Genomic DNA, 26,816 nt, shown 5'->3' on the forward strand with positions numbered 1-26,816 from the left:
GCTAAGTCGTGATGGGGCAAAACGCGGGCCGGTGATAGAGCTTCCGGCCCCTTCTCCTTTTTGGCACCATCAGCGTGGCGCTAGAAATCTTGCCTATGCATCACGTCGGTTGCATGACCTCTCTCACAAGGGCCTTGCGACGCTCTTTTAAGCTACGAGCCTCACTCCGTTTAGACCTTAATGCTTTGGTTTTTGTCTTAATTGCCTTCGGCTTAGGATCAGGTGGGCATGCATCGTTGAGGAAAGTACGCATAGCCTTTCGATAATTAAAAAGCATCTCAAAGCCGACGATTATTTCATCGCCTACAGCTGGAAGGGGTTTAACGAAACCTTCAATTATCTTTAACGATTTTTCGTTCCATCGGCCATTTGCGTGGCACAAAGAGTTTCTGACTGCAATTAGCTCCAAGCACCCCTGATTTGCCCATTTGTATTCTGCGCTTACGAGAGTGGCAAGTTTTTCAACTTTAGATTGCGGCATGTCCCCAGCTTGTAGCTTAAGTTTGATTAAGGCCTCGCTCATCATTTCATCAAAAATTACTGTCAGGTCCTGTAGTAACATCTTAATTAGCTGGCTAGAGATTTCTCCGAAGTATGCGTTTGGGTCGCGCCTAAACGTTAATTCTTTACCTTCCGTTTTAGTGGGCAAGAGTGTTGAGTTGTAGGAGCAAATTGGTGATACCCAGTTGTTTGCGTCACGAAATCTTGCGTCTAGCGAGGCGAGATCGCCGAATTTTTCCTCTTTAGCCATATGGAGTGAGTGTACGATTGCGTAAAAGGTCCTAGTCCATACGTAAACACGATTCCAATCCATGGTGACTCCTCAGAAGTGTGTTGCTAAAAAGTTTTGAGCAGAGCATTTAGGACCTGTGAGTCGCTTCCAGTGGGCGCAGGCGGATCAGAACCAGGTCCATTCTCATCGGTGGTGACTACCCTCTCTGAATGCCGCGGCAGCCGCCGCGAATTACCCCAAGGGTGGCTTGCCGGACCTCCGGGATCAGCAGCCGCCGCTCAGTATCTCAGAAGTCGATTGATCGCGAACTCTTGATGATATCTGTGATAATCGGGAGCGGGGTGAGCAGGTGATCACGAATCAACGTCGTTGCCAGTGGAACATCGCGCTCAAGGATTGCTCACACCAATTTTTCATGCTCAACACGCTTTTTTCCAAGGCCTCAGGAGACAGTACAGTGCTCTTGAGCCAGAGGTGGCGATACCGCTCCGACTGGTAGCTGCACCCCTAAGCAATGGAGGCGTGGAAAGCCTTGTGCCGGTCGTCCCACATTTGCAGCATCTGTTCTTGGGGCTGCACTTCTACCACCTTCGACAGCGTGTGTGCCTTTGCAAGGATCATCGCTTCCCACGAATCATCACAACGTTCAATTGCCAGCTGAAGAATCATGGCTTCCAGATTGGCCCTGGCGTCGTAGATATCGTGCATTTCCTCGATGGACATCGGGGCCACGCGATAGGCGACATCGACAGTGATCTGATCACATGCCTTCCAGCCAGCGCCGATGCTGAGGCTTTTGCGGTCAGCAATTGGGAAACGAGCGTTCTGAGTGCTGCCAGCTGGTGAGTCATCAGCGCGACGCCTGCCCGCTGCACCAACTCAGGGGCCAGCTGATAGCTTGCACCCAGTGCGTAGGACTACCTTTCGCGCCAATTCATAGGTTGATTCAGAGTCCACAAAAAAATTGTATGCACGAGAAGAAAATTTCTAGTTTCGGGCTCTCTGGCAGGGTTCCTCTAGGTTAGTTAAAGTTTTTCAGCAGCTGAGCCTTTAGGAAATATCGGGGTTTGCTGCGAAGTCGACTGATGTTGATCCAAAAAGACGGTAACATGTTTACCGTCGCATCGTGCTCAGGTTGCTCACATACTGCGGCGTAGCCGCAATTGACTCCAGTCGATTGCTGTCGGTGCACGCGAGACTCCTGCTTCGGTACTCGGTTAGATCTGGCGGTAAGTGGCGGTCCCTTGACCATGCTCGAATCTGAAAAGACGAACGTACTCAAGGCGCTTCTTGGTGAAGAAGTGCAGGCTATGCAAGTGGCCGGGCGGTGACGGACATACCCATACCCTGAGCATGCCTTGCCCTTCGACCTTAGACGTTGAACCGTGCCGCTGAATCAAGTCCACCAATGTCACCTTCTTCGAGTTTTAGATCTAGCATCTGGATAACGAGATCAGCCATGTCGTCTTTAAAATTACGTTCACCGTCATGGTTAAGAATTCGACCTATCGCTCCAGCGATCACATCTGACAGTTGGATAAGAGCACTGTTTTTTGATGAGGCGGTCTGCAACGAGGTCAGTTGCAGCTTATCCTCATACCGTTTTCTGAAGGTTTCCCCTACGCGGTCTCTTAGGTCGGAAATAACAAAGGAGTCCAGCGATTGCTCTTCATCCACAGTTACCTCCATCTCTCTTGGTAGATCTATCCTTCCGCTTTCCAGCTCATGAGCAGCACCACGCGCAAGCATCAGCTCATGCAGCTTGAGAATTGTTTCTTCAATCGGACGATTGGTTTTCGCCCGCTCGACTGCTATGTATTTAAAACCTAGATACTCACGATTTTCTACAATCACTCCAAGGTAGGATTTCAGAGTTTCGTAATCGCTTTTACCAAATTTGGTGAAGTGAACTTCTCTGTTTTTCCAGGCAGATTTCGCTTTCCAATCGCTTATGGCTTTGCTGGTGGAGAATACTGCTCTGCCATTGAGAATCCACACAGATGCGACAATTACGAATTTGTGCGTTTTTCCTGTTTCATCTGAAAATATATGCACCTTCTTGACGGGTGGTGAGTCATCAATGACTGCACCTTCCATTTTTTCCTCATTTCGTCTGCGCCTTTTTTTGATTTCAGTATCCGCTAAAAATAGTTCGTACTCGTTTTGTATTTTAGCGCGGGCACGGACTATGTAGTGAAGCCTTTCCAGCCTGAATAGGTCTTTCGGTTGAATCCCGCTTTCTTTGTAAAGGTCCGGTTGGAATATTTCCCAGTATTTCAATGAAAGCGAAATGTCGCTATTTCGAGTGTGAGGGTAAAGGTTTAATACGTATGCAACCCTTGGCTTCAAGGAGGAGAAGTCGGCGGCAGCTACAGAAGATAGAAGCTCTTTTTTCTCCTTCTCAATTTTTTCGTCCTTGGTTAAAACCTTCTTCTCCGGTTTTTTCTCGTCTTCATCAGATGGCAGTGGAACAGCATCTTCAATGGGGTAAACTTTGCTCATCATACATTCCTTGTTTTTAAGCTGTACGAGGTTGCGTTGAATGCTTTCAGACGCAGCATTTGTTGATGATAGCCTATGGCTTGCATTGCGTGCGGTTGACTTTTCAGGTGGCCCGTAGGTGACGGTTGCCGGTAGGATGGAAAACCTCATCAATGACAAAGGAAAATTCCATTGATTAAGCAGTGTGTAGCAGGATGAAGCCGCTGCGCTGGCAAGCCTCACTGAGGTCCAGAAGATGTACGAGAATCGCACTCAAGGCGCACCTAATCAGGTGGGCACGCGAACCTTGTCGAATAAATAGAATAAATACATTAATGATTGCGTGACACAGATGACTGAGGCGAAGAACAACTAGATACTGTGAAGCAGCAGTACGGTTCGACCAAAGCCTATCAGTCGATGCAGACACGTATGCTGGCTGATCAGGTCCGTGGTCGGTTGGGAACCTGTGAGCAGGCCAAGGACACGCTTGGCTACTGACTCGCGCTCAATGAAAGGCAGATCATGAGTGACGTTCTGCCTTTCGTAGGGGGTTATCCGGCAAGATTTCAGAGTCTGTTATTGTCATTGCCTAGCAGGTTTGAGCTATTTGCCGACGCCTTATGGAATGCTTCAAGACATTCTGTGAAATCATTCCTGAATTCTGAAGAGTTACGATCGTTTATCCAATAGTAGCTGCGGATTTCATTTGCTTCGGCTTCTAGCCCATTTAGTCTTTCAGAAATCGTATCAATTTCGTCTAGTGCAATTTTCTGTGTCATGGAGGTTTTTCGAAGCTCTACATATCTCCAAAACTTACCCGCTTCAATATTTGTAATTCTTTGGCCGTGATTTAAGAAGGTCGTAGTCCCTGCTTTTTTTAAGCGTGCGTAAAATTTAAGTTGGTTGATAAAGACGGTGGAAATGTTCTTGTTCGTTATCTGGGTTTGCGGTTCGTTTTTCATGAAGGCGTCGATAAATGGAAAATTATCGTCGTGCTCTATGTTAAACCACGAAAAATACGTTCTATATGAAGGTGTTGTCGTCGCTATTTTTTCATATTCTTTGAAGTAGTCATATGCGCTTACAAGAATGCTTTTCTGTTTTTCTATCAGGTTGTGAAATTCTTGATCGAGAATTTTAAATTTCTTTTCTATTTCAGATCTTGGCATCGTTTGTTGCGAGTTTCCAAAATTTCTTGATGCTCGATAAGCATAGTCGGCAAGAAAATCAGAATATTCTAGCTCTCCCTTGAGTGCCAATTCTTTTGCCAGCGCGTGAAGCTCGGCTTTGGCACCAACAAAGTCGCAATCATCTATTTTGGCAAAGATTGAGTTCAGTTCCTCATGCTTCACGTTCGAATCTCCCTATGTTGTGGTAGGCAAGTGCATTGCCTGCGTGTGGATCCGGCACCTTAGTACAGGTTTCTGTGTTCGCCCTCCCGCAGGGCAGATTTTGTGAGCCTGCCACGCTTTGAAATCTCCGTCGAGCACTGGTATGGTCCGATCTAGAGCGTTTCATGGTAAGGGAGAGGCATGAAGATTTGGGCGTGTGCAAAGGATGCTAACGGCTTCATAAACCGGGAGGATGGTCGGTACAAACTGTTCTTCATTTGGCAAGTCCTCAAGATTCGCCGCCTGAACCCTGCCGAATTTAGCGCGCTTACTTTCTTCAGTACCCATTCCCGCGTAGAGAAGCGCCGCGAGATGATCGCCGTCAAGAATGGGTATTTTCGGTACAAGAGCGCCGATGTTCAGGCTACTCGATCTGGTGATAGCGATGGAGAGTCCCTTCCACACGCCTATCTGATAGCCATCCTCTCACAGCTTCAAACGATCAATTTCAAGATTGGTGATGAAGTCGTCCCATTCACGTTCACACGCCTTGTAGCGGAGGAAACTCGGCTGCGATTCGGGAACGGCAATGTCTATGTCCCTGACCTGTATGGCGAGTTCACCTCTGACAACCCGTTCTACAAGAAGTGGGGAGGGAAGCTGGCGATTGAGGTCTGCTACTCCAATCCGTGCAGCATGCAAAAGATTGTCGATTTCCGTGACCACGGAATCCCCATTATCGAAATCAAGATTGCCAAAAGCATTAATATAGAGACGTATTATGATAAAAATGACATTGAGGGAAGTATTGAGCGGGGCTACCGGAAAATTAACGATATCGCTTCAACCCAGTTATTTTGCAGAGTCCTCTCTGACCCAGTGAGTATTGAATATCATCAGAATTATGTTAGGCAAGCTGACAAGGATCGAGTGGAGCTGGCAGAGAAAACCAGACAGGATATGTTGGCGGCTGTCAGAAAGTGCCGTGAGACGGAATCTTTTGCTTCTGATGTTTCCAAGCAGCGAGACAGTATTGCTGAAGCGAAACGTTTGCTGGCAAAGGACAAGGCTGCTTTATTGGCTTCAAATGATGGTCTGACGCAAACAGTGGAACAACTGAATGTCGAGCTGGGAAAATACAAGGCGGCGTATATGAGCAGGGGCAACGAGATCAAAAGCTTGAAGGGCGAATTGGAGAATGCCAAGGCGGGATTTTGGGCAAAGGTCTGGCGGGCTATCAGCTCTGTGAAGGCACAAGGAGATTGATCATACTGACTCCGGCTCGCCGTCCAGGGGCAAACTAGCTGCGGCGACGAGGAGCCCGATTCAGTTGGCGCGGATTATCGAGCACGAACTGGCCCGGTCTCCGATGCAGAAGCGAGGTTAGATTTTTCAGAAGCGGCTCAGAATTTCACAATCATGCCAAAATAGTGGCGTTTCGAAGCGTTATCGCCAATCATAGTGCCCGGCCTGGGTGCTAAGGGTTTGGTTCCGCAGCAGGTCCAGAGGACAGGTGCTGCTGTGGCAGGGATTGGCTTGGATGTGCTCCCTTCACCGTTCAGATGGGTGTCCCACTCCCGAGAGCGCCGAGATCTGTGCTCACGTTCGTAAGCACAAATTTTCGCCCTTGCATAATTAATAAAGACAAAAGCTTTAAGGTAAGGATAGATGTCGCATTCCAAGCGAAAAGGTATCGAAATTACGTTCATTGTCATCGAACTGTTGCTTTTTGTCGGGGCGATAGCTACCACCTACCTTAGCTCGAAGGGCTACTGGGGGCCCTTCTTTAGCATATCGATCATCCTTTGTGTGGCCTTCCTGGGCCTGAAAATCGCCCAAGCCTTTCCGAGGTTCAAGGAAATCTGGGTGCATGAGACCCTAGCGGGCAAGATCGCTTCCTCTGCTCTTCAGCGAGGCGTTGTCGACTATTTTGACATGTTGAATGCGTCTGAGCAGGCTAGGCGTAACGCTGAAACTCAAGCTGACATCGCTAAAGCATCATCGATGCTGCTCTGTGCGAACTCTGGCGCTTCTTACCTTGATCAGGGGGTCTACCGGCACTGGCCGGCGATCCAAAAGCGACTGAACGAGGGGGTCGAGTTCCGGGTCGTGATGTTGGACCCATACTCAGGTGAAAAGCAGTATCGGAATGATCTCAACGTCAGCGGTGATCAGTTTGGTTCAAAGATGAATTTGGCCAATCTCATCAACCTGCACAACCGCTACCCCAACCTTGAAATTCAGTTCGTCAAATTTGGCATGCATACGACTGTCTTTGCCGCGGACAATGTTTTGTACGTCGATCCTTACACCGTAGGGGTGATCGATGATCGAATCGAAAACCGCAGCTTCACGTTGAAGATTGAAAACTGTCAGTCTACTGACGGCCCGAGCCTGCACCGTATCTACAGGAGCCATCTGGTTACTCTTCTAGGATCTGGGGAGTCGCTGGAACATTGGCTGGTGCGCTGCAAGGACCAGTTGCCTCCAGGACTGCCACAGGTAAAACCTCGTAAGCTCCGCCAAAATCACCCGGCGTAGAGGGCTTATGCACCGTTCTGGTCCGCTTGATAAGGCCAATCGACCAAGCCGCGTCGTGCTTAATTTCACTCACAGGTGCTCGCTCAACTGTGAGTGGTGTTACGTGCCCTTCGGATCTCCGAAAGCTGAGCGGGATACCGTCCTGGCTGTCGTGTCACGCGTTGTTGAGCTTGGATTCACCTCCATCACGCTAGGGGGTGGTGATCCATTTCAATACTCTTTCATTGGCGACGTCGTTCGCCTGGCCGATCAGCTCGGGTTGAATGTCCACCTTGATACGCACGCGCGATCCCTCCGCCATACGCGGGCTAACGCTGAGCTGATCACCGAGTGTGTAGATCTGATCGGCTTACCTTTGGACGGCGCCTCGGCAGCTATCCATGATCGCATGCGCGGCTACATTGGTCATTTCGATATCGTGGTGCAGAGGCTGGGCTGGCTTAAGGGCTTAGGCACGAGGGTGAAGATCAACACCATGATCTCAAGCCAGAACGTGTCCGAACTACCCGAACTTGCTCGTTTAGTACGCACGCTTGCGCCTTGGGGCTGGAGCATCTATCAATTTTGGCCACTCGGGCCTGCACAGGCAGTTGCTGTGAGGCACGAAGCCTCCGCTGAAGAATTCGCTGTGAGGGCAGAGGAGGCTAGCATCATCGCTAGTGGCGCAGGCACCACGGTTGTTGAAGTGACTAAACAATTGCGGCGCCGCTCGACCTATCCTTTGATCTACCACGACGGCTCGATAAATGTGCATTCCGGCAACGAGGTAAACAGCCTTGTTTGCATCGGATCAATTTTTGATGCTGACGCTCGTCAAAAGATTGATGATCGGTGTGGTGCTGAGAGGATTGAAGCGAAGCCGCGCTACACGCGTTGACGGAGGTCCAATCGGGTGTGGCTTTCTCGGCGCTGTACGGAATTTTAGTAGCCATCCTGCTGACCCGGCATTGCACCTTGCAGGCAAAAACAGTCAACGCGCAAGGTCGGGTACAGAAAGAGGGGGCTGACCGTCGCGTTAGAAGCTGCTCTCTCCTGATGTTCCATTTGGGTCAGTAGCTCGCGTCCAGTTTTCAATGGGGCGGTTCTAAACAGCGCGCTCCTACGGCGCTAGAAAATTGTCTTAATCACCTTCTCCACCCCAGCGATGAGATCTTCTACCTCCCCTGGTGTAGGTTCGGCAGCATTTTTATGGCCACATTTGTTCCTGATGTCTCCAAGGAAATCAATGTGCCTGGACTGCGCAAGGTCAATCACATCTACCGCTTTCAGCGCGATGTTGATCGGATTAATGGTTTTTGCTGTTTTGGGCAGGTTGTGCTTGGCCGCTAGCTCTTTGAGGTGACCTTCGAGGACGACCCCGGCGACGGCGCCGGCAGCGCGGGTATAACCATTTTTCAAAAGGCTTCTTGCGCTATCCAGTTCGTCATCGAAGACGTCTGCCTGTACGAGTTGCTTGATTTCAAAAAGTGAGCTTTCGAAGCGTCGTTTGATCGCATTAACGATCGCAACCTGCTGCCGAAGTAAAACAGATGCTGCCTTCGCATCAACCCTGACCACACCTGCGAAGCTTGCGCTCAGGCCTTGGCAAGCATCTTCGATGCGATAGCTTTCCGCAGACACTTCCTTTCGTGCCTTAGGTTTTTCGTAAAGCTTGATGAAGTCATTAAGCCGATCTGGCATTAACTGCCTGACCAAGGTAACGGCTTCCGAATACCACTCTTGATATGCCGTGGGAAACGGCTGAATTTTTTTCATGAAAACAGCGACTTTCTCTGCATCCCCTTTTAGAGAGTTGGTCAGGTCTGCGACGTATTTGTCTCTGTCGGTGTACATGAGAGTAAGGGATTGTTCTACCCAGAATGCTTCCGCCACCAGGGCGTCCAAATCCTTTCGGTACTTCTCAAGACATGATGCAGTCATATCGATCCCCCGTCAGAGGCCTTTGAAGCGCAAGCGGTCAGGGTAAAGGTAAGTGGCTGTGATGGCCACTGGCTCGTGCTTGGTGATGAGGGGGCGAGCGGTTTTTGAGGCTGCTCCAGTAGCAAGATGCAGCCAGGAGTACATTTGTACTCAAATTGCATTTCGTTCGCTCAATGACGCTTGGTGTCGCATTTTGGTCCTGTTAACATCCGGGTGTGTATAGGCATACAGTTTGAGAGGGAAGCAGTGCCTCTTGGACCCGATCATTCAAGCTAGATGTGGGAGGCCAGTGGATGCACTCAACTGATGACTTCGTCCCTCTGGAGTCTGCAATCGGATCGCTGAGGCAGACCGCTCCAGCGTTCCTCAAGGCCATTGCTAGCGCTGTTAGGACGTATCGACAGTCTGATGTGGTGTCGAGCGAGCTGGTCAGCTCTCGTGCATACGGCAAACCGATTCCCGGCTTCACTCTGACTTACTCCCACCTAGGTGACTACCTTGACCTCGCTGTCACTAAGCATGCAGGGGTCTTCATCGAGACGGAAGCAGGAGTTTTCCGTGCCGAAAATGTGTTCATCAATCGCAGGTGGTTGATGGCGCTTAATGAGCTAGCGATTCTGCAACCGGGTGTAGCACAACCCATAGCACTGCGTTCCTTCGGGACACAGAAGGCCAGCGTCACTCCGCTTTTTCCGCAGCTCGAAGATCAAACTCCTGATTCAGTTCGTGCCGAACTAAAGCGACTCAAAATCCAGATAGAGAGGAGTCTTGTCCTCCCTGGAGAGGATGCGCGCGACCGAGAAATCGAAAGCCTTCGAGCCCAACTGACCAGCCTGGAAGAAGCCAAGTCGCAGAGCGATGAGCTGTGTACCGCTCAGGCTATGACTCTGAAGATGCTGACCTTGGAGAATGATCAGCTTCGTAAAACCAGGGAAGAAGCAGTGTCGTCTAGAGTGGTTCCGGCCTTCGTGGAAGCAGTGCGACCAGCGGAGCGTCCCATTTCGAATGTCGAGATGCGTAACTTGGCTATCCGTGAGGCCCGGTGCGAGGCAGCGAAGCTCGCGATGGCGCTTTGGGCCAGCCCAGATCTTGCCGCCTGCCGTACCGGCAAAATGGCCCAGCTGGTCAGAGATCACATAGATGCCAAATACGCAGAGCTTTTGCCGGCGACGAACATTTCACTGGCCAAGTGGTTGTCGTCGGATGTCGCCCCGCCTTCAGCAAGGCGTCGAGGCAGGCCTTCGAAATCTGATCCAAATAAATAAACTACACATCCGGCCGGATATGTAGTTTTCCGGCCCCGTTCAGCAGTTTTAACCGTTGGATATCCCTGCCAGCATCCTCGTCGTCAATCACATTTTGACGTCTGGAGGACGTTGCGATGCCCCTTCTTTACATACCTAGTCCCTCTCTCTCCGTGCTGGAGAAGCCTCAGCAGACGAGGAGTCTGAACGCTCAAAGAGACCTTCCAACAGTGGTGGCCTGCGGGGCTGTCGCAGGCTCACGCGTCTCCGAAGCCAATTTGAAAAGCAATGATATTTTGCCAGGAGGTATTGCATGAAAATGCGGAAGATCGTGACGCACGAGTACGAAGGCATGCCAGTAAGCTTCGATATGGAAGGGTGGATGAATGCGTCGCATGCCGGCGGTTTGTTTGGGAAAGAGCCTGGGCACTGGTTTGGGCTTGATTTGACTCAGCAGTACATCACTGGATTGGCCAGCAGGAGAGCCTTGACGCTGGAGACGTTGATGGTGAGCCGACGTGGGAATGAGAGGCTTCGTGGGCTCTGGCTTCATCCTAAACTGGCAGCTAAGTTTGCTCGCTGGCTTTCGATCGATTTTGAGATCTGGTTCGAGGATCAAGTAGAGGCTCTGACATCGAGAGATGCTGTGGCCGTTCAAGCGGCACGTCGCCAAGCTTCGACGAGCTATCGAAGCCTCTGCGAAGCTTTGGTGATCACTCATCGAGCGGTAGGGAAGGAAACGAAAGCCCATCACTATATGAATGAGGCCAGGCTCATCAACGAGGTGCTCACGGGAGTCTTCCAAGGCAGGGACCGAAACCAGCTGACAATCGCTGAGCTTGAACTGATTACACTGATGGAAAATAGGGATGTACTGCTGCTCGGTCAGGGGAAGGGCTACTCGGATCGCAAGGTTGCTCTCTCTGAGTACCTCGGCCAGCTCTGTGATGGCCGGGTACAGCACTACGGCCAATTAGGGTGAGCAGGTGAATTGAAATGCTTTCTAACAGGTTTTCGTTGAGCTAGGCCCGCGCGTCCAGTGTAGGCCTGGCAGTTCTCCCGGGTTTGCACACATGGATTGTATGGCCGGTAGGCCCTGCACGTTTATGAATGTTATTTGCTATTATAACCCTGAGTGCTTCCAGTATCAGATTTAGCAAAGAGCGCAGCTATGAGCAACGAGTTGAATGAAGAAGATATGCGCCGGGCACTGTTTGGCGTTAGTACGCCTGCGCAGATTGATTCCAGAAGTAGTGATGGTCCTTTAAAGAAATCAGTCGCGGCTCGGCTTGGTTCGTTGATTCGCGTTACATTGCATGTGACCAACGAGTATGAAGGTGACTATAAGGTGGTTACTTATGATGGCAGTAATTTAAGTCGACTGGTTGTGGAGCTTGAAGCGCAGAAGAAGTACAAAAAGAAGTTTAGGTATGTCACCGTGGTTTCAGTTGATAGGGTTTGAGGAGTTATAAGCGGTTCTCTTGAATGCGGGAGCCATTTGGCCTGCCGCGCGTGTCAGACACTCGGAGTCGCATTCGGAGCAATTCTTGGCACAAATCGGCGGCGAACGTCGCATTGGACCTATGTGGACAGGTCCACCTGCTAGCGAAGTACTGGTGGTGAGAAAATTTTCGAAAGACAGTAAATGTTATGCCTGACTGTGCCGAATAGTGTGGTGGGGCGAGCCGAAAATCGGCCGCCGTTTCACCTGATAAGGCTAGAGAATGAAAAAGCTGTACAAGCTGTTCCGCTCCGCTACCAGCATTGCTGATGGGCTCGTTTCCCTCGTCCGCAACTACTGCTTGGATAACCCTTGGGTCATACCTGCTTTCAAGAAGCTGTTGGTGGTTTTCAGCATCGTCATCACCATCGCATCTGCGGTGCTGTGGCACATTTCGGCGACCTGGCAAGAAGATATCGCCCAGGTCCAAAATCCGGACCAGGCCATGGTTGTCGCAATCACGGTTGCGGCTGCAAAGTTGAACACCAAGGCGGCAATGCTAGGGGTCATGGCAGCATTGTTGAATGGGGTGTACTTCTGGCTTGGTACCTTGAGCGAATCTGAGAAGTAAACCGCGCATCCTGCGCCTCACCATCTCTTGGGCAGGTCTCAACCTTGGTGGGGCGCTTTTGAGGTGGGACATCCATGCTGCATATCCGGCGCGGTCTCGCGTTCATTGAGTTACGGCGGTTCCAATTGGCAAGCTGGGGGATGCAGTGTGGGCTTTGAGTACATTTGTACTCTGGCTGTCTTGGTGTGCCGTGGCCTTTTCGAGCAGCCTGCCTGGAGCGGGGAGTGCAGCTGCTAGCGTTGCCCAGAAGCTCGTCTGGACCTAAGGGGAAGCCTACCCGGTCAAGTGGAGCGCACCTTCCTCGTCAGAGCCAAGGTAAGGGAAGTCAATCATATGAAGTGGTGGCGTATGGCTACCTAGCAGGCTAAATTCGAACTGCAATCGCACCCATCCAAGGAAAGGCAGCAATGAATCAGTACAACGCACCATTGATTCTTGAATTGAAGCGACGCATCGAAGAAGACTTCACGTCCACCAATTGGGAAGAGGTAGGCTTACTCACGGACAGTTCCCACATCATCACTGGGCATTCCAGGCTGTTGAGAAGCTTGAGCTTCGGAGATTCAGATTACGGTGGGAACATCATTTCTGTGCTCAGGGCTATGTCGGACCACAATCCGGGCGCATTGACCGTGGTCAAGGACTACTTGGACCAGTGGTATCCAGACCAAAACGTTACCTACATCTCCGCAAAGCCCTCAGAGCGAAAGATTTCTTTTGCACCAAACGTCTTTTCTATCCCTGATGGGGATGTAGAAGATGACTTGGTTACCGTGATGATGCCTTTCGCTGGTTTTGATGGTGTCTACGAGGCGATCAAGGGCGCTTGCAAAGAGGTCGGCTTCAGGTGCCTGCGCGCTGATGATATCTGGGACAACTCCTCAATCATTCAGGATATTTTTAGCCTAATTTACCGTGCGAAGATCGTGATTGTTGACTTCTCAGGTAAAAACCCAAACGTGATGTATGAAACAGGCATTGCACACACGCTTGGGAAAACGGTCGTGCCTCTCGCTCAAATAGTCCAAGACATCCCATCGGACATGGTCCACCACCGAGCGCTTATCTACTTGAAAAACGGCGAGGGCCTTGCCAAGCTTCAGGAAGATCTGGTCAAAAAACTTCGGATGATCAGCTGATTCGAATTGGCTATTGGAGGTTTGTGTTTCACTAGCCTCCAATTCAGTAGTCTGTTAGGTCACAGGGTGGTGCCGCAAATGTTCAACATGTTGATAAAAGCTGCTGAGTGGAGCGAAGGCAGAGACATTTTCTGGAAGAGCAGGGTTTTTGAGTATACAAACGACGATTTGAAGGGGCAGTTCACCATAAATAATGTTCCTGATTTCGAGTCGCTAATAAAACATCCTGCTTTGTTCATTGAGGAAACCAGTCGCGATCGTCAGCAGTACGGGAGAGTAGGGCGTATCAGCAGGGTGGTGCGAAACGGCGGTGACGAGATTACGCTTGAATATCATTTTGATCCGGCGATACCGCCAATTCCCCAAAAGGACTTGATCAGGCTTGCTCCTTTGCTAGGAATGCCGTCAGGTCGCTTTGGCCACTACACGCGAACGCATTGGTCGATCAAAGATATTGATATTTATCACGTGCTTTTGACGGAAACCTTGCGTAATCAGCGGTCACCAACGGTCTTCAAGCTGCCGCCGTCACAAACTATCGATTCCAATCTTATTTCGGCCATGATGCCTTTTGCGGGCTTCGACCCTGTCTGGGCTGCCATTCAGCAGGTGGGTGAAAACAGCCAAATGAAGGCTGATAGAGCGGACAGCATCTGGGAGCATCAGGAAATCATCCAGGACATAGTAGCGTTGATCGACAGGTCGGCGGTGATCGTTGGTGATTGTACTGGTCGGAACGCCAACGTTTTCTATGAAATAGGCATAGCTCATGCACTAGGTAAGGAAGTCATATTGATCACGCAGAACGCTGCTGATATTCCATTCGACCTAGCTCATCTCCGGAACATTAGGTACCACAACAACGGCGAGGGCATTGAGAGGCTGAAGGTTGAGTTGAGCGGCCGAATCGCTAAGATTCGCCATCAGGGTTGAGTTTTGGCGTCGCGAGTTGAGCGAGAGCGGCATCTGCAAGGCTTGCAAAGAGGAGGCACGATTATCTACCGGGCGTGTCCGCCCAAAAGCGGCCACTGGTTGATGTGCTTCGTAAGCGCAGCGAGAGGAGTTTGGCTTGATCAAGGTGCGTGAAGGCCCGCTCAGCCGACGTCACAATTCCCTGCGAGAATGGGCGTCCTTGGGTCTAATTAGGCGACTTCACTCGTTCAGCGCAATCTCTCCGCGATTCAGTTGTTCGATGAAGCTGTGCACCCCGCTATGAGCGTGCTTTAACAGCTCAGTGGTCCTACCTTTATTCGCAAGCGTAACGACCCGAGCCATATCTATATAGTGCTCGAAGGTTGTTTCGAGATCTTCGTGGCCCATCTGATTGCGCAGGACTTCTCCGGCAGCCGCCCACATAACGTCCGCTGATTCAGTCAATATTTTCTCGCCGAAGAAGCGAATAAGGAACATGGTCGGCCACCAGTGTCGGGATTCGTAGAAGTTAATTGACTCTCGGAAGTTTTCGTCTATTTCTAGGGCTCTAGTCTTCGCAGCGTTGCCTCGCGACGCAATTTTTGCGGCTGTAACAGGTACGCCATGCTTGTTTAGAAACAGAATTGATAATGGGCACTCGTGGCCAAATCTTTCTTGATACTTCCTTCTTCTTTCGTTGAGATGCGGCTTGATGTAGCTTTCGTCCAGTGCTTTAAGGTCGTCCCTATGAATCACGATTGTTCGAGTTTTGTTTCCCTTGCTGTTATAGACAGTGTACTCAAATGTTTCTGGAGTCTTATCCATTTCGGAAAATGGCATAATGTGCGAGTTGGCGCCGTTTCCTAAGAATGGGAATTTGCACAAGTCCATCGGGCGCATGGCCGTGCCGAGCGCTAGGTTGAAGAGGGTGGCGTACACAGGATCGATAAAGCACTGCAAATAGGTTTTAATTTCGCTATTGGTAATTAGGGCTCGACGATGCTTTTGCCTAGCCTCTTTATCAAGCATTCGGTAGTTTTTTGCATCAATCGTGGTCCGTGCTTTTGCCTGAATGTAGCTCAGCAGCTTGGTGCGGTTGAACCTGGCAACGGAGGTGCGAGTTTCAACGTTGATGTTCGTGCCGTAGCCTGAGGTGTTGAGCCACTGAAAATATTTCAGAAGAATTTTAAGGTCTTCGTAGATGGTCGCGGTAGTCGGTTTTAGGCTTTGGGCGGCAACACGCGCAGTCTGTCGGCTGTACTGCCAGCGCTTGATTTCACGGTCGGTCACAATGGCGTGGTAGACGGATGGGTCATGCTCCTTGAAATTTTCTTCAGTAGCCAAATACCGATAGAACATCGAGATGATGCTCGAATAGCGTGAAGATGTGCTGATTGACAGTCTGCTGGTGGAGTAAAGGAAAAGATTTGGAAAGCTCAGTAGCTGGCTTTTCTGCCCCGTATGAGCGATTAGCACATAGTGACTCACCGGGATGCCTAATTCTGGCGATATGTACTTCACTACCTTTCGCTCTATGGTTAGCATCTTAATCACCTTGAGTGGCTCGGTAATGAACGATGCGGGTGACATCAAGATTCATTGTCAATGGATCAGCATCATCAGCGTTTCTTGTCTCTATCTCGGGGACGTTGTTAAAGAAGAAGCTGCGCCGGGCTTTGGTTTCGCTTTTAGATTTCAAATAAGGAATGTAGATGGAGAGGGATCTGGTGGGCGGTAGCTTGTCGATGAAAGCGGTAACTTCAGTTCGATCAAAAATTGGGAATCGTACGATGATGTGCGGAAGTTCATCCGGGCACGTGAAGTTGTCGAAGAAGATTGAGAAGCGAGTGAGGTACCTTTCTGCAAAGAGTACGATATGGCAATTTTTGTCTGAGGCGAGCTTTTTCACGCTATTCAGTGCTGCACTGATTGCCAAGTCTTTTTTGTCTTCAAAATCATCTTCGTTTTTCGAGGCTTCATAGGCTTTAATCGCCTTGCTCAGATCAACGTCAACCTTGATTTTCTCGCCAATACCTTGCTCGGGTCGGGTGCCATTTGCCGCACCAGGTCCCACCGCTTGCTTTGCGCGAGTCAATTCGATCTCTAGCTGATTTATCTGCTTGATTAACTCTGCATTGTGGAGTGCTCGCTTCTCCGCAGTCACGCGCAAATCGTTCGCACCATGAATCGTCAAATCATTCATCATGAGCGATGAGATGTAGCTATCTAGCGTCTTTTTCATCTCCTTTTCGTGATCAGAATCAGATTGGTCGAGCTTCTGCTGGAGTTCGACTAGCGACGAGTGGTACTGGTTGATGAGTTCCTTGGTCTGACTGCTGGAGGTGTCACCCATAAGGTCAGCCAGGGCCTTTTTACCCGCGGCATAGTCCTTAAGATCCGCGTAATAGCGGTTGAAGGCTTGACGAGAGATTCCAGCCATCTCAGAAAGCTTGTTAATGGTCAGTGCTTTGCCTGGATAGCTGGAATGATGGGCGATGATGAGGTCCATCAGCTTTCGGCGTGTAGCATTCATCTCCATCAGGACACCTCAAGCAGAGGAATGCGCAGCGAACTGGTGGCTTCGGTATCATGCAGGTTGGCCAGGTGGCGTTTGAGAGCGTCAATTTTTATCAAAATCTTGCGTTTCGCACGTTGGCCTACGGAGTCACCACCGTTTTCCAGCAGTGTTTCGTAAAAGGTGATGCTTTCCTGCATTGACGTCCCCGCTTTCGCGAGCACAACGGCGTTGCGGCACTCGATCTGACAGTTGCTGGGGTCTGGGAATATTCGACCTTCAGGGCGGCCACGACCGGCTAGGCATGGCGGTAGGGCGTCCTCATCAAATTCCTCTCCTGTGACGCAGTACGTACCTACCGCGGTGCGTCCAATGTAGACAGGGGAGCCAGCGGTCAGCAGGTGGCTGACGTAGACCAGGATCGAAACCTTGAGCCGCTTGCCTTTGAACGCGTCCGGGCGTTTGGAGATCTGAGCATGCAGCCTTTCTGCGGCTGGTCCAGAATAACCGCCATCACGGACCGCGGTAACGATCTCGTGGAATTCCTTTGAATAGCTTTGCTCCAAGGCCACTGCGACTGTACGCACAAGGTAGGGGTTGCGACTGATGTAACGCAGCGTCATTGCGTAAGAGTGGTGTCCAAAAAGGAGTCTGATAACATCAATGTTTCGCTCGCTTCGATGGATCAGAATCTCCGCGATGGTTTTTCTAAACCTGTGTGCATGAATTCGCTCAATGCCAGTCGCATCTTCCAAATCCAACAAGATTTTAGGAGGTAGATCAGGATGCTCATGCGTTACAGGTGTCGTTGTGTATGCAGTCTGAAAAATGAAACCTTGGCGATAAAAACCATGAATAGAACGCAAGCTTTTGAGGTTTTCAATAATCTCGCCAACATACGTGGGTAGAGGTAAAGAATCGCTCTCCCCGTTATAATTCGGGTCAATAGATGTCTTGAATCTAATAACATCTATACTATACCGTCCGGCTTCATCTTTAGTCACGTGATCGAACTTTAGCGCGCCCATCTCGTTGCGGCGAAGTCCAGTGACTAAGGCCACAAATATGAACACAGCATTTCTAACTTTATCGACTGCCTGTGCATATTCTGAAATCCAGTAGTAGCGATACGCCTGTCCACCTTTAGTCCTTACTCCGTAAGTCCTGGAGTAATTCATGACTCTTCTGCCGTCAATTTCGATGTCAGTCATGCGTTCAAGGTCGAGTTGGCGATCGGCGCGCCTCACCGTACCGAGTTGCTCGAAGCCACTCTCCTTCAGATAATTAGCTGTCTCCAGTAGCCGGGGGGAGGCTTGCTCCAGCCAAAACAATGCATGGTTCACAAGCTGTTCAAGCTCTTGTTCCGAAAACGGTAGCCATGCTTGAAGTGAGCCTTCAAAATGCTTTAAGACATCTTGGTGCCTTTCGCGCGTATCGATTGCAGAAATTTGCTCGGGCAGACGGAGATGATCTGGAATTAATCTGTGTGCCGAAATCGCCAGCCAGAATCGTAGAGTGAAAAAAAGTCCAGAGTAATGACTCGGTTGACCGCTCATTTTTGCATCATCCAATGCTTGGTTGAGCATCGGCGTAGTGATCATGGCGATGTGTTCTGGGATCGCCGAAAGCTTATTCGGCTTCAATACATACTCTTCGATGAATCTGTACTCGTACGCTCTCTGCTTGGTCGAAGAGAAGGCTTTGATTCGCGCAAAGGGTGTGAATGATGGTACGAGGTGATAAACGATCGACCGTTTAAGCTCCCCGGAGCCAGGAAGATCAGAATCGAAATATATAGTCACAGTCCTACCGCGCCCCCCATCTTGAAAGGTCCAGTAGGGCTGGTGGTATTGGGAGAAGAGAGAAACGGGAAAGTCTCCATCCGGGAATGATTTCAGCTTAGCCAATAACCCGCTTTTAGAAGACTCAAGTTTTCCCTGGGTCTCCTGAAGGAAGCCCTCAAACTCCGCTAGCGCCGCTTCCTGTTCGTCTTTTTCAAATTCGGCGATGAGGCGATCCTGCTCGTCAATGTTGTCCTTACTCATTTAATGCCTCATCCTCAAAAATAATGCGAAGACTTGCCAGATCTCGGGGTAGCAGCGGTGCGTGGCGGCGACGATATCGCGCAGCTTTTTTGATCTCATCCTCCTCATGGGAGTAGTTGATCAGAAAGTCCAGGGTGTGCATCTCCCAATAGAGTTCAGCACTGCGAGGGCCGTCGCTTTCGACTTCGAGTTCATATTCAACGTGAGCCATGCGCTCCATCAGATAAGGCAGCGAGTCCTCAAAAATTCGAACCTTAGAGCAGCCAAGGCATTTCTCCAGCTGGAAGCACTTCTGGCCAGGCCGGACGTAACTCTCGTGACCAGGCCAGTCAGGTGCCAATTGGTTCTCGCAGCCCCAAAGTGGGCGGTCTTTACCTGGTAGGGTGAAAATTTTTACCTCGCAGCTTGCCTGCTCATTCGCTTGCTTGCTCAGAAGCCCCTTGAACTGTCGGGAGATAAGCAGGCCTGTGATAGCCTCAAGCTCATCGCGCAAACGCCCTTTACGTTCCTGCATGGCAGCGCCGCTGGAGTCGTAGTAAATATCCGTGGTTCCACTGTCAGCGTGCCCGAAATGGGTACTGATTATACTCAGAGCGGTAGTTATCTTTTTTCTCAGAAGCCACGTTGGTCGCAGGCGGGTAGTGACATCTTTTGACTTGGTAAGTCGTTTGCCATTTTCAAGTACCTGATATTTCTTCAGGAACTGCTGAACGCCATTGGTGTAGGCGATCATGACAGAGGCAGAGGTGTGGCGGCTCCCAACCCTGAACCAGTCCCCCCACGCTCGTAAGCAAAGGTAGAGTTCGTTGCGCTCTCCTGGTGTGGACACCCCTGGTCCTGTATCAAACTCGTACCCCTTAAGCGGAGCAGAGAGCCGTCCAGCCAGCAAAATCAAGTTATGGATCGAATACGGATCTTCTCGATCACTGAATGCCGTAATCTGTTTCGGGGCGTCGTAAGGGAGATCTAAGCCTTGAGACCTGTTCTTCTCAGAAAATATCACTGACAGGCTCTCATCGACAGAGCCAGAAAGGATGTGCTCGAAATCATCACCATCAATATCGATTACAGATTCTTTGTTCCATCCCGATTGGAGAAGGAGGAAGAGAATAATCGCGGCTTGATCTGTGGTTGTTGGAAAGTACATTTCTAACAGATTATCGAGCCTGAAATTTTTATTGCGCAGCGTGTACTTGTGGAAAATTGTCTTAAGAATCGTATCGCAGTCCCTTTCGAAACTCATGATGTTCGTCGGGCTCATCATGGCTGCTAGCTCTTCTAGCGATTGGCTCATTGGAAAGCCATAATCCAACAATGTGCGAAGGCTTCTGGCGTGATCTATTTCCCACTTTCCAATGAGAAGGGGATTGGTTGAGTCGTTAGGTGGAATGGAGTCAAAGTGGTAGGGTTCAGCTTCGGCTACCACCTCTCGGTAAGCAAGTTTCTTATAAAGCTGGTCAATATGTGCTTTCAGGCCCCGTTCCAGATCGTTGAACGCATCATCGCCTAGAGGTTCGGTCTTGTTGAACTGCGGGCGGGCGACAATTGGAAAAAGCAGCAGAGGGATGGTGCCATGCTGCTTGGCCACAACTCCAAAGGCGCTTTTCAGCTTCTCTGCGTATACGATCCGCTCTTTTTTTCGGAGCAAGAAATCCTGGAAGCCCAGGAAAATCTCGATTGTGATGTCGCCGAACGTAGAGGGTCGTAGCTCCTCGGGGTTGATGCTTGCATGCTCAACCAAGTAATCGAAGAAATGTTTAATTCCCTTGGCGAGCATCCATCCGTTGGCAAACACTACCCCAGGCGTATAGCGAAGAAACACGTAATGAAGCGTCTGGCATAAGTTCGAGTTAGAGTCGAAATACGCGTGCTCTAGGTATTGCGCGCGGACAGTTCTACCGCAGCGCGCCTCTATTTCCTGGGTGGATAGTGATTCGGGAATTAGCATTAATCATACTCAAAGACTGGTCACGCTCTTCCAAGCGTGTTGGACTTTATGTCTCAGTTCTTCAAGTGTACCATTATTTTCTATATGGAAATCAACTCCCAAGAGCGAAATTCCATCTTCCGAAGAGTGTGCGTTGACCTTCTTGGCGTTATTTCGGGTTATATGCCATATAACTCCACCGTGCGAGCGCCAGAAAGATGCTTCATTTTCGTAGCGGATATCCTTGATGATAAAAATCGACTTTCCGCTGGAATCTATGAGGCTGCGGGTCGGGCCCTGCACGGGGCGGCGGGGGCGTAGGTCGCTGTACTGGGGGAAATCTCTCAGAACGTAGCCCTGAAGAACGGAAAACATTTCTTGTGGGGTTCGCCCCCAGAAACGGTCCTTCTCGCTGCGAGAGCCGGCGGTCCAGGTCTGGTCGTAACTCAGCCCCCAAAAGGCTTGCACTGCCAGCCAGATAGTGGCGGATGGGGAATCTAGGTCGGTTGGTGTGGGTGGGGAGGAGGGGCTTGCAGCGTGATTTAGCTGCTTGTCCGCTCGCAGTAGCCAGTGGTCTGGATTATCATGCCGCATCCATTCAGTGCCTGCGCGCTGGAACATTTGACGTGGGGACATTCCCCACAGATCAATAGTCGTTTCCTTGATCTCGTCCAGCCAGGCTTCATCATCCGTTAGACCAAATAGAGCTTGGCACCCTAGCTTGAGTGGGTCTGCTAGGGCATACGCTGCTACTTCAGGGTGCTCTAGGAGCATTGAGGCTACTGTATCCTTACCACTTCTTGCGACGGCGGCTAGGCCGATGATGGTGGGCATATTGGGCTCCAAGCCGCGAATTTGCTGGGTTTAATGGAGAAAGTATATATGTTTACACTGACTGAAAGGAACGTATACTAGCTTGATGTTTACATCTTCTTCAAAACGAATACAAGATGCCACTTATGCTTACCAAGGCGGTGGGCGCGGCCTGCCTGTCGAGCGCATTGCGGTTCTGGAGTCTTTCGTTCAGGGCGAGTTGCGCCCGGACCTCACGCTGGTGTTCGACTTGCCGGTGGAGGTGGGCTTGGCCCGTGCCGCCGCGCGTGGTCGGCTCGATCGTTTCGAGCAGGAAGGTCAGGCGTTCTTCGAGGCGGTGCGCCAGGCCTATCTGGCGCGCGCGCGCAAACACCCACAGCGCTATAGCCTACTGGATGCCGCGCAGCCGCTGGATGTGGTGCAGCGCGCTATCGACGCGCTGCTGCCGGGCATCCTGGGGCGTTGCCGTGGCTGAGGCCTATCCCTGGCAGCAGGCGCTCTGGCAGCAACTGGCAGGACGCAGCCAGCATGCTCATGCCTACCTGTTACATGGCCCGCAGGGTATCGGCAAACGGGCGTTGGCCGAGCGCCTGATGGCTCGTTTGTTGTGCCAGCAGCCCAATGCACTGGACGCCTGCGGCCAGTGCAAGGCGTGCTTGCTGCTCAAGGCTGGCAGTCACCCGGACAACTTCATCCTGGAGCCTGAAGAGGCCGACAAGCCGATCAAGATCGACCAGGTGCGCGAACTCGTGTCTTTCGTGGTGCAGACTGCCCAGCAAGGTGGGCGCAAGGTGGTATTGATCGAGCCGGTCGAGGCGATGAACATCAACGCCTCCAACGCCTTGCTCAAGAGCCTTGAAGAACCCTCGGGTGATACGGTTCTATTGCTGGTCAGCCACCAGCCGAGCCGCCTGCTGCCAACCATCAAGAGCCGTTGCCAGCAGGTGGCATGCCCGCAGCCCAGCCAGGCGCAAAGCCGCGCCTGGCTGGCGGCGGCCTTGGCCGACAGCAGTGACGAGGCGCGTGAAGAGCTGCTGAGCCTGGCCGCGGGTTCGCCGTTGATGGCCGTGAGCCTGGAGGCACAGGGCGTGCGTGAGCAGCGCGCGCTGGTGGCCGACGGGGTCAAGAAGCTGCTCAAGCAGCAGCAAGCCCCCAGCCAGTTGGCCGAGGCCTGGAAGGATGTGCCGTTGTTGCTGTTGTTCGACTGGTTCTGCGACTGGTCGCACCTGATCTTGCGCTATCAATTGACCCAGGACGAAGACGGCCTGGGTTTGGCTGACATGCGCAAGGTCGTACAGTACCTGGCGCAGAAAAGCCGCCCGGCCAAGGTGCTGGAGATCCAGGCATGGCTCCTTGAACAGCGCCAGAAAGTGCTCGGCAAGGCCAACCTCAACCGCGTGTTGTTGCTCGAAGCGATGCTGGCCCATTGGGTACAGTTGCCGGGCATGCGCTGATTTTTACCGTAACTTCATGTGTGTCGGATTCCCATGCTCGTAGACTCCCATTGCCACCTCGACCGTCTTGACTTGAGCGCCCACCAAGGCTCCCTCGATGCTGCCCTCCAGGCGGCGCGTGAGCGTGGCGTGGGGCACTTCCTGTGCATCGGCGTGAGCGCCGAGAATGCCGGCGCGGTCAAGGCGCTGAGCGAGCGCTACGCCGATGTCGACTGTTCGGTCGGCGTGCATCCGCTGGACTTGGCCCCCGGCGAAACCCCGGCACTGGAATGGCTGCTGCGCGAGCTGGCCCATCCTCATGTGGTAGCGATCGGCGAAACCGGCCTGGACTATCACTACGAACCCGAGGCCGCCGAGTTGCAACAGGCTTCGTTCCGTCTGCACCTGGAGGCCTCGCGCCAGACCGGCAAGCCGGTGATCGTGCACACCCGCGCCGCACGCGCCGACACGCTGGCGTTGCTGCGCGAAGCCAGCCTGCCGCAGGCCGGTGTGCTGCACTGCTTCACCGAAGATTGGGAAATGGCCAAGGCAGCGCTGGACCTGGGCTACTACATCTCGCTGTCGGGCATCGTCACCTTCCGAAATGCCGATGCGCTGCGCGAGGTGGCTCGCCAGGTGCCGACCGAGCGCCTGTTGGTAGAGACTGATTCGCCGTACCTGGCGCCGATCCCGCATCGAGGCAAGGCGAACCTGCCGCAATATGTGCGTGAAGTGGCTGAGTACGTGGCGTCGTTGCGTGGGGCCAGCTATGAGCAGTTGGCCGAGCAGACCACTGCCAACTTCAAGCGCCTGTTCCCGCTGGCGCGGGTCGCGTGACAGACCGCCTTCAGAACCTCGGGCAAAAAAAACCCGGGTTCTGGGGGGGGAATCCGGGTTAAGACCATTAGGAGTAAAACAAAGGTACGCGGTCCCTGGGCACCTTTATTGGCGCGCCACTCGGGGGGATGCGCCGCGCCAACACTTCAAGTATTGGTCAGGTTTGGCGCACTTCCAGCAGCAGTTGGTCGTTTTTTAAACAGATTTGGAATACGTCGGCCGTTGCTTGAGCACAGAGGGCATGGCCATCAGCCAAGCTTAGAGGCAGCGTCGTCGATCAGGCAGGTATCGGTGGTGACTGGCGGGGAAAAACCGACAGGGAGTCGGCCAGGTTGCGGGTCCTGCGCCTGCGGCGCTGGCGAACGTATCGTGAAACAAGACACATTGCGCAAGATCCGTGCAATTTGCCACCAGTTAGGCATAATAATGCGCTTCGATTGTCATCCCAGTCCTTCCTATGCAGAAAGAACCTCGTAAGGTCCGTGAGTTTCGCCGCCGCGAGCAAGAGATCCTCGACACGGCGCTCAAACTGTTCCTCGAACAGGGCGAAGACAGTGTCACCGTCGAGATGATCGCCGACGCCGTGGGCATCGGCAAAGGCACGATCTACAAGCACTTCAAATCCAAGGCAGAGATCTACCTGCGCCTGATGCTCGACTACGAGCGCGATCTGAATGCGCTGTTGCACTCGGCTGACGTCGACCGTGACAAGGAAGCACTGTCGCGCGCCTATTTTGAGTTCCGCATGCGTGATCCGCAGCGTTACCGGCTGTTCGACCGCCTCGAAGAGAAGGTGGTCAAGGGTAACCAGGTGCCGGAAATGGTCGAGCAGTTGCACAGCATCCGCGCGTCCAACTTCGATCGCCTCACCCAGCTGATCAAAGGTCGCATCAGCGAGGGCAAGCTCGAAGACGTGCCCCCGTACTTCCACTACTGCGCGGCCTGGGCTCTGGTGCACGGCGCCGTGGCGCTGTATCACTCGCCGTTCTGGAGCAATGTCCTGGAAGATCAGGAAGGCTTCTTCCAGTTCCTCATGGATATTGGCGTGCGCATGGGCAACAAGCGTAAGCGCGACCCAGAACCCGCCAACTGAAGCCGCTGGTGCAATGTGCACCTGACCTGGGTGCGCATTGGGGTGGGTCCGACACGGCGTAAGGGGCTTGCAAAAACCTGATTTTTAAGTCAGGTTTTGCCGGCCTCGATTCTTCCACGCCGGAGTCACCCATGATCGTCGATCGTCACGGCAGGCGCTTTCGCAACCTGCGCGTCAGCCTGACCGCTGCCTGCAATTATGCCTGCACCTACTGTGTGCCCGATGGCAAGCGCCTTGTGGCCGCGCAGGACGAGTTGTCGGCCGACGTCCTGGCCCATGGCGTTGCCTATCTGGTCGAGGCGGCAGGGATCGAGCGGCTGCGCATCACGGGCGGCGAACCGCTGGTGAGCCCGCGTCTGGAGGCTTTCCTGGCCGGTGTTTCGGGCCTCGGCCTGGAAGACATCAGTCTCACCACCAACGGCCAGTTGCTCTGGCGTAAGCTCCCACTGCTTTTGCACGCCGGCATTCGTCGTTTGAATGTCTCGCTCGATACCCTTGACCCGCACGCGTTCCGGCGTATCGCCCGTGGCGGCGACTTGGCCTGCGTGCTGGAGGGCATGCAGGCGGCGAAGGCGGCGGGCATGGCGATCAAGGTCAACATGGTGCCGATGCGCGGGCAGAACCTCGACCAGGTTGTACCGCTGCTCGACTATTGCTTGGCACAGGGCTACGAGCTGCGTTTCATCGAACTGATGCGCATGGGGCATCTGGCCCGGGATACCAACGCTTTCCTTCAGCAGTTCGTCGGCCTTGAGCACTTGCTGGCGCTGATCGGCCAGGCGCACCCCTTCGAGCCGGCGCCGCGGCCAGTGGATGCCACGGCCCTGCGTTACCGAATCTCTGACAAAGGCCATTTCGGCGTGATCGCCAACGAAAGCATGCCGTTTTGCCGAGCCTGTTCGCGCCTGCGTTTGTCCTCGACCGGCTGGCTGCATGGTTGCCTCTCGTCCGGCAGCCGCCATTTTGTCGCCGACCTGTTCGACAAGCCGCGCCACCAAGCGCTGCCGGCCTTGCAGCGTTTGCTGGTCAAGGCCTTGGCGGACAAGCAGGCGCTGGCGTTTTCCGGTGATGTGATGGTCATGAAGGTGATCGGCGGCTGACTCTGGCGCAAAAGCTGCATCAGCGCGGCTGTTCGCCGGTTTTTCGTCACCGGCCTCTGGAGGAAAGATGCGTAGCCTGGTCTTGCTGCTGGCGCTGATGGCGTTGGGCGGCTGCATGAATGTCAGCGATATGGGCGAGGGCGTCCGTTATCACATGAGCGATGCGGGCTTGCTGGACCACAGCGACACCACCCGTACCCTGTCGGTGCGCTTGCAACCTGACTCGTTCATCTTCATTGGCCAAGGCGCTTTCATGCCGCCGGGCAAGGGCCCGCTGCCCAAACAGAACGTGGTGGCCGAAGAAGCCTTCAAGAGCTTCGTCGAGTACTTCCCGCTGGTGCGCCGCGCGCAAGGCCCGCTGGGCTTGGAGCAAGCCATTGCCGAGGCCCGTTCGGTCGGCGCCGACTACGTGTTGTACACCCGTTTCGCGCGTACCGATGACCGCATCGGCAATGGCGACGAGTGGTACGACGAGCAGGCAGTGGATCGACTGGGCTGGGACTCGGGCGTAGTGCAGATGATGTTGATCGAGACCAATACCCGTTATCTGATCGATACCGCCCGCATCAAGAGCCGTGGCGGTTTGTTGACGTTCCACGACAATACGCCCCAGGATTTGCTTGCTGCCCCCATGCGCGAGTACGCTCGTAGCCTCCTGGGTATGAGCCGCTGAGCGA

Annotated in this window: 24 protein-coding genes and 1 pseudogene; 15 read left to right on the forward strand and 10 right to left on the reverse strand. The window is 52.5% G+C overall.

Annotated elements, in window-relative coordinates; genetic code table 11:
* Nucleotides 1-100: 100 nt before the first annotated feature.
* From ACNFIC_RS14190 to ACNFIC_RS14205, 4 genes are all read right to left on the reverse strand, one after another.
* Nucleotides 101-814, reverse strand: coding sequence for a hypothetical protein (locus ACNFIC_RS14190; RefSeq protein WP_114942718.1), 714 nt, complete (start codon nt 812-814; stop codon nt 101-103).
* 426 nt (nt 815-1,240) lie between these two features.
* Nucleotides 1,241-1,456 (reverse strand): FCD domain-containing protein, encoded by a 216-nt coding sequence (locus ACNFIC_RS14195; RefSeq protein ID WP_412104469.1) that lies wholly within the window; start codon nt 1,454-1,456, stop codon nt 1,241-1,243.
* A gap of 648 nt (nt 1,457-2,104) precedes the next feature.
* Nucleotides 2,105-3,235: a DUF3800 domain-containing protein gene (locus ACNFIC_RS14200; protein ID WP_114942719.1), complete on the reverse strand. Its 1,131-nt coding sequence runs from the start codon at nt 3,233-3,235 to the stop codon at nt 2,105-2,107.
* Between the two features lie 548 nt (nt 3,236-3,783).
* Nucleotides 3,784-4,569, reverse strand: a complete 786-nt coding sequence (locus ACNFIC_RS14205) for a hypothetical protein (protein WP_416781250.1) — start codon at nt 4,567-4,569, stop codon at nt 3,784-3,786.
* A gap of 180 nt (nt 4,570-4,749) precedes the next feature.
* Here ACNFIC_RS14205 and ACNFIC_RS14210 point away from each other — a divergent pair, with 180 nt between their 5' ends.
* The 3 genes from ACNFIC_RS14210 (at nt 4,750) to ACNFIC_RS14220 (ending at nt 7,966) form a co-directional block, all read left to right on the forward strand.
* Nucleotides 4,750-5,814, forward strand: coding sequence for a hypothetical protein (locus ACNFIC_RS14210; RefSeq protein WP_416781251.1), 1,065 nt, complete (start codon nt 4,750-4,752; stop codon nt 5,812-5,814).
* A 402-nt stretch (nt 5,815-6,216) separates the two neighbouring features.
* The gene (locus ACNFIC_RS14215; protein ID WP_114942723.1) at nt 6,217-7,089 is read left to right on the forward strand and encodes a hypothetical protein; all 873 of its coding nucleotides are present in this window, start codon (nt 6,217-6,219) and stop codon (nt 7,087-7,089) included.
* A 7-nt stretch (nt 7,090-7,096) separates the two neighbouring features.
* Nucleotides 7,097-7,966 (forward strand): radical SAM protein, encoded by an 870-nt coding sequence (locus ACNFIC_RS14220; RefSeq protein WP_416781252.1) that lies wholly within the window; start codon nt 7,097-7,099, stop codon nt 7,964-7,966.
* A gap of 230 nt (nt 7,967-8,196) precedes the next feature.
* On the opposite strand, the gene ACNFIC_RS14225 is transcribed toward ACNFIC_RS14220, so the two are convergent.
* The gene (locus ACNFIC_RS14225; RefSeq protein ID WP_114942725.1) at nt 8,197-9,009 is read right to left on the reverse strand and encodes a hypothetical protein; all 813 of its coding nucleotides are present in this window, start codon (nt 9,007-9,009) and stop codon (nt 8,197-8,199) included.
* A 293-nt stretch (nt 9,010-9,302) separates the two neighbouring features.
* On the opposite strand from ACNFIC_RS14225, the gene ACNFIC_RS14230 reads away from it, so the two are divergent.
* The 6 genes from ACNFIC_RS14230 (at nt 9,303) to ACNFIC_RS14255 (ending at nt 14,397) form a co-directional block, all read left to right on the forward strand.
* Nucleotides 9,303-10,274 carry a hypothetical protein gene (locus ACNFIC_RS14230; protein WP_114942726.1) on the forward strand — a complete coding sequence of 324 codons (972 nt, stop codon included), beginning with the start codon at nt 9,303-9,305 and terminating at the stop codon, nt 10,272-10,274.
* Nucleotides 10,275-10,566: 292 nt separating this feature from the next.
* Nucleotides 10,567-11,235 (forward strand): KilA-N domain-containing protein, encoded by a 669-nt coding sequence (locus ACNFIC_RS14235; RefSeq protein WP_238343393.1) that lies wholly within the window; start codon nt 10,567-10,569, stop codon nt 11,233-11,235.
* Between the two features lie 189 nt (nt 11,236-11,424).
* Nucleotides 11,425-11,715: a hypothetical protein gene (locus ACNFIC_RS14240; RefSeq protein WP_114942727.1), complete on the forward strand. Its 291-nt coding sequence runs from the start codon at nt 11,425-11,427 to the stop codon at nt 11,713-11,715.
* Between the two features lie 262 nt (nt 11,716-11,977).
* On the forward strand, nt 11,978-12,325 hold the full coding sequence (locus ACNFIC_RS14245) for a hypothetical protein (protein WP_416781253.1): 348 nt from the start codon (nt 11,978-11,980) through the stop codon (nt 12,323-12,325).
* A gap of 407 nt (nt 12,326-12,732) precedes the next feature.
* Nucleotides 12,733-13,464, forward strand: a complete 732-nt coding sequence (locus tag ACNFIC_RS14250; RefSeq protein WP_114942729.1) for a hypothetical protein — start codon at nt 12,733-12,735, stop codon at nt 13,462-13,464.
* A 78-nt stretch (nt 13,465-13,542) separates the two neighbouring features.
* Entirely contained in the window at nt 13,543-14,397 is an 855-nt protein-coding gene (locus ACNFIC_RS14255) for a hypothetical protein (protein WP_416781254.1), read from the forward strand.
* Between the two features lie 219 nt (nt 14,398-14,616).
* On the opposite strand, the gene ACNFIC_RS14260 is transcribed toward ACNFIC_RS14255, so the two are convergent.
* The 5 genes from ACNFIC_RS14260 to ACNFIC_RS14280 are packed head-to-tail and all read right to left on the reverse strand — an operon-like array spanning nt 14,617 to nt 21,697.
* A complete protein-coding gene (locus ACNFIC_RS14260) occupies nt 14,617-15,921 on the reverse strand; it encodes a site-specific integrase (protein ID WP_416781255.1) in 1,305 nt (434 codons plus the stop codon).
* A gap of 1 nt (nt 15,922) precedes the next feature.
* Complete coding sequence (locus tag ACNFIC_RS14265; protein WP_205350796.1) at nt 15,923-16,885, reverse strand: hypothetical protein; 963 nt, start codon at nt 16,883-16,885, stop codon at nt 15,923-15,925.
* A 29-nt stretch (nt 16,886-16,914) separates the two neighbouring features.
* The gene (locus ACNFIC_RS14270) at nt 16,915-18,936 is read right to left on the reverse strand and encodes a tyrosine-type recombinase/integrase (RefSeq protein ID WP_416781256.1); all 2,022 of its coding nucleotides are present in this window, start codon (nt 18,934-18,936) and stop codon (nt 16,915-16,917) included.
* Nucleotides 18,929-20,884, reverse strand: coding sequence for a hypothetical protein (locus ACNFIC_RS14275; protein WP_186721179.1), 1,956 nt, complete (start codon nt 20,882-20,884; stop codon nt 18,929-18,931). The genes ACNFIC_RS14270 and ACNFIC_RS14275 overlap by 8 nt, the downstream gene beginning before the upstream one ends.
* A 9-nt stretch (nt 20,885-20,893) precedes the next feature.
* Nucleotides 20,894-21,697 (reverse strand): deoxynucleotide monophosphate kinase, encoded by an 804-nt coding sequence (locus ACNFIC_RS14280; protein ID WP_114942734.1) that lies wholly within the window; start codon nt 21,695-21,697, stop codon nt 20,894-20,896.
* Between the two features lie 106 nt (nt 21,698-21,803).
* Between ACNFIC_RS14280 and ACNFIC_RS14285 the strand changes: the two are divergent.
* From ACNFIC_RS14285 to ACNFIC_RS14310, 6 genes and pseudogenes are all read left to right on the forward strand, one after another.
* Nucleotides 21,804-22,151 (forward strand): annotated as a pseudogene (locus tag ACNFIC_RS14285) (dTMP kinase); the annotation flags it as partial.
* Nucleotides 22,144-23,130: a DNA polymerase III subunit delta' gene (locus ACNFIC_RS14290; RefSeq protein WP_416781257.1), complete on the forward strand. Its 987-nt coding sequence runs from the start codon at nt 22,144-22,146 to the stop codon at nt 23,128-23,130. The pseudogene ACNFIC_RS14285 and the gene ACNFIC_RS14290, both read left to right, overlap by 8 nt.
* A gap of 33 nt (nt 23,131-23,163) precedes the next feature.
* Nucleotides 23,164-23,946: a TatD family hydrolase gene (locus ACNFIC_RS14295; RefSeq protein WP_138221306.1), complete on the forward strand. Its 783-nt coding sequence runs from the start codon at nt 23,164-23,166 to the stop codon at nt 23,944-23,946.
* Nucleotides 23,947-24,403: 457 nt separating this feature from the next.
* Entirely contained in the window at nt 24,404-25,039 is a 636-nt protein-coding gene (locus ACNFIC_RS14300; protein ID WP_138221307.1) for a TetR/AcrR family transcriptional regulator, read from the forward strand.
* A 131-nt stretch (nt 25,040-25,170) separates the two neighbouring features.
* Entirely contained in the window at nt 25,171-26,139 is a 969-nt protein-coding gene (locus ACNFIC_RS14305) for a GTP 3',8-cyclase MoaA (RefSeq protein WP_416781258.1), read from the forward strand.
* A gap of 67 nt (nt 26,140-26,206) precedes the next feature.
* The gene (locus ACNFIC_RS14310; RefSeq protein ID WP_138221309.1) at nt 26,207-26,812 is read left to right on the forward strand and encodes a DUF4823 domain-containing protein; all 606 of its coding nucleotides are present in this window, start codon (nt 26,207-26,209) and stop codon (nt 26,810-26,812) included.
* The last annotated feature ends 4 nt before the right edge of the window (nt 26,813-26,816 follow it).

Origin of the sequence: Pseudomonas sp. NY15463 (assembly GCF_048068415.1) — a bacterium.
GTDB classification, from domain to species: Bacteria; Pseudomonadota; Gammaproteobacteria; order Pseudomonadales; family Pseudomonadaceae; genus Aquipseudomonas; species Aquipseudomonas mosselii_C.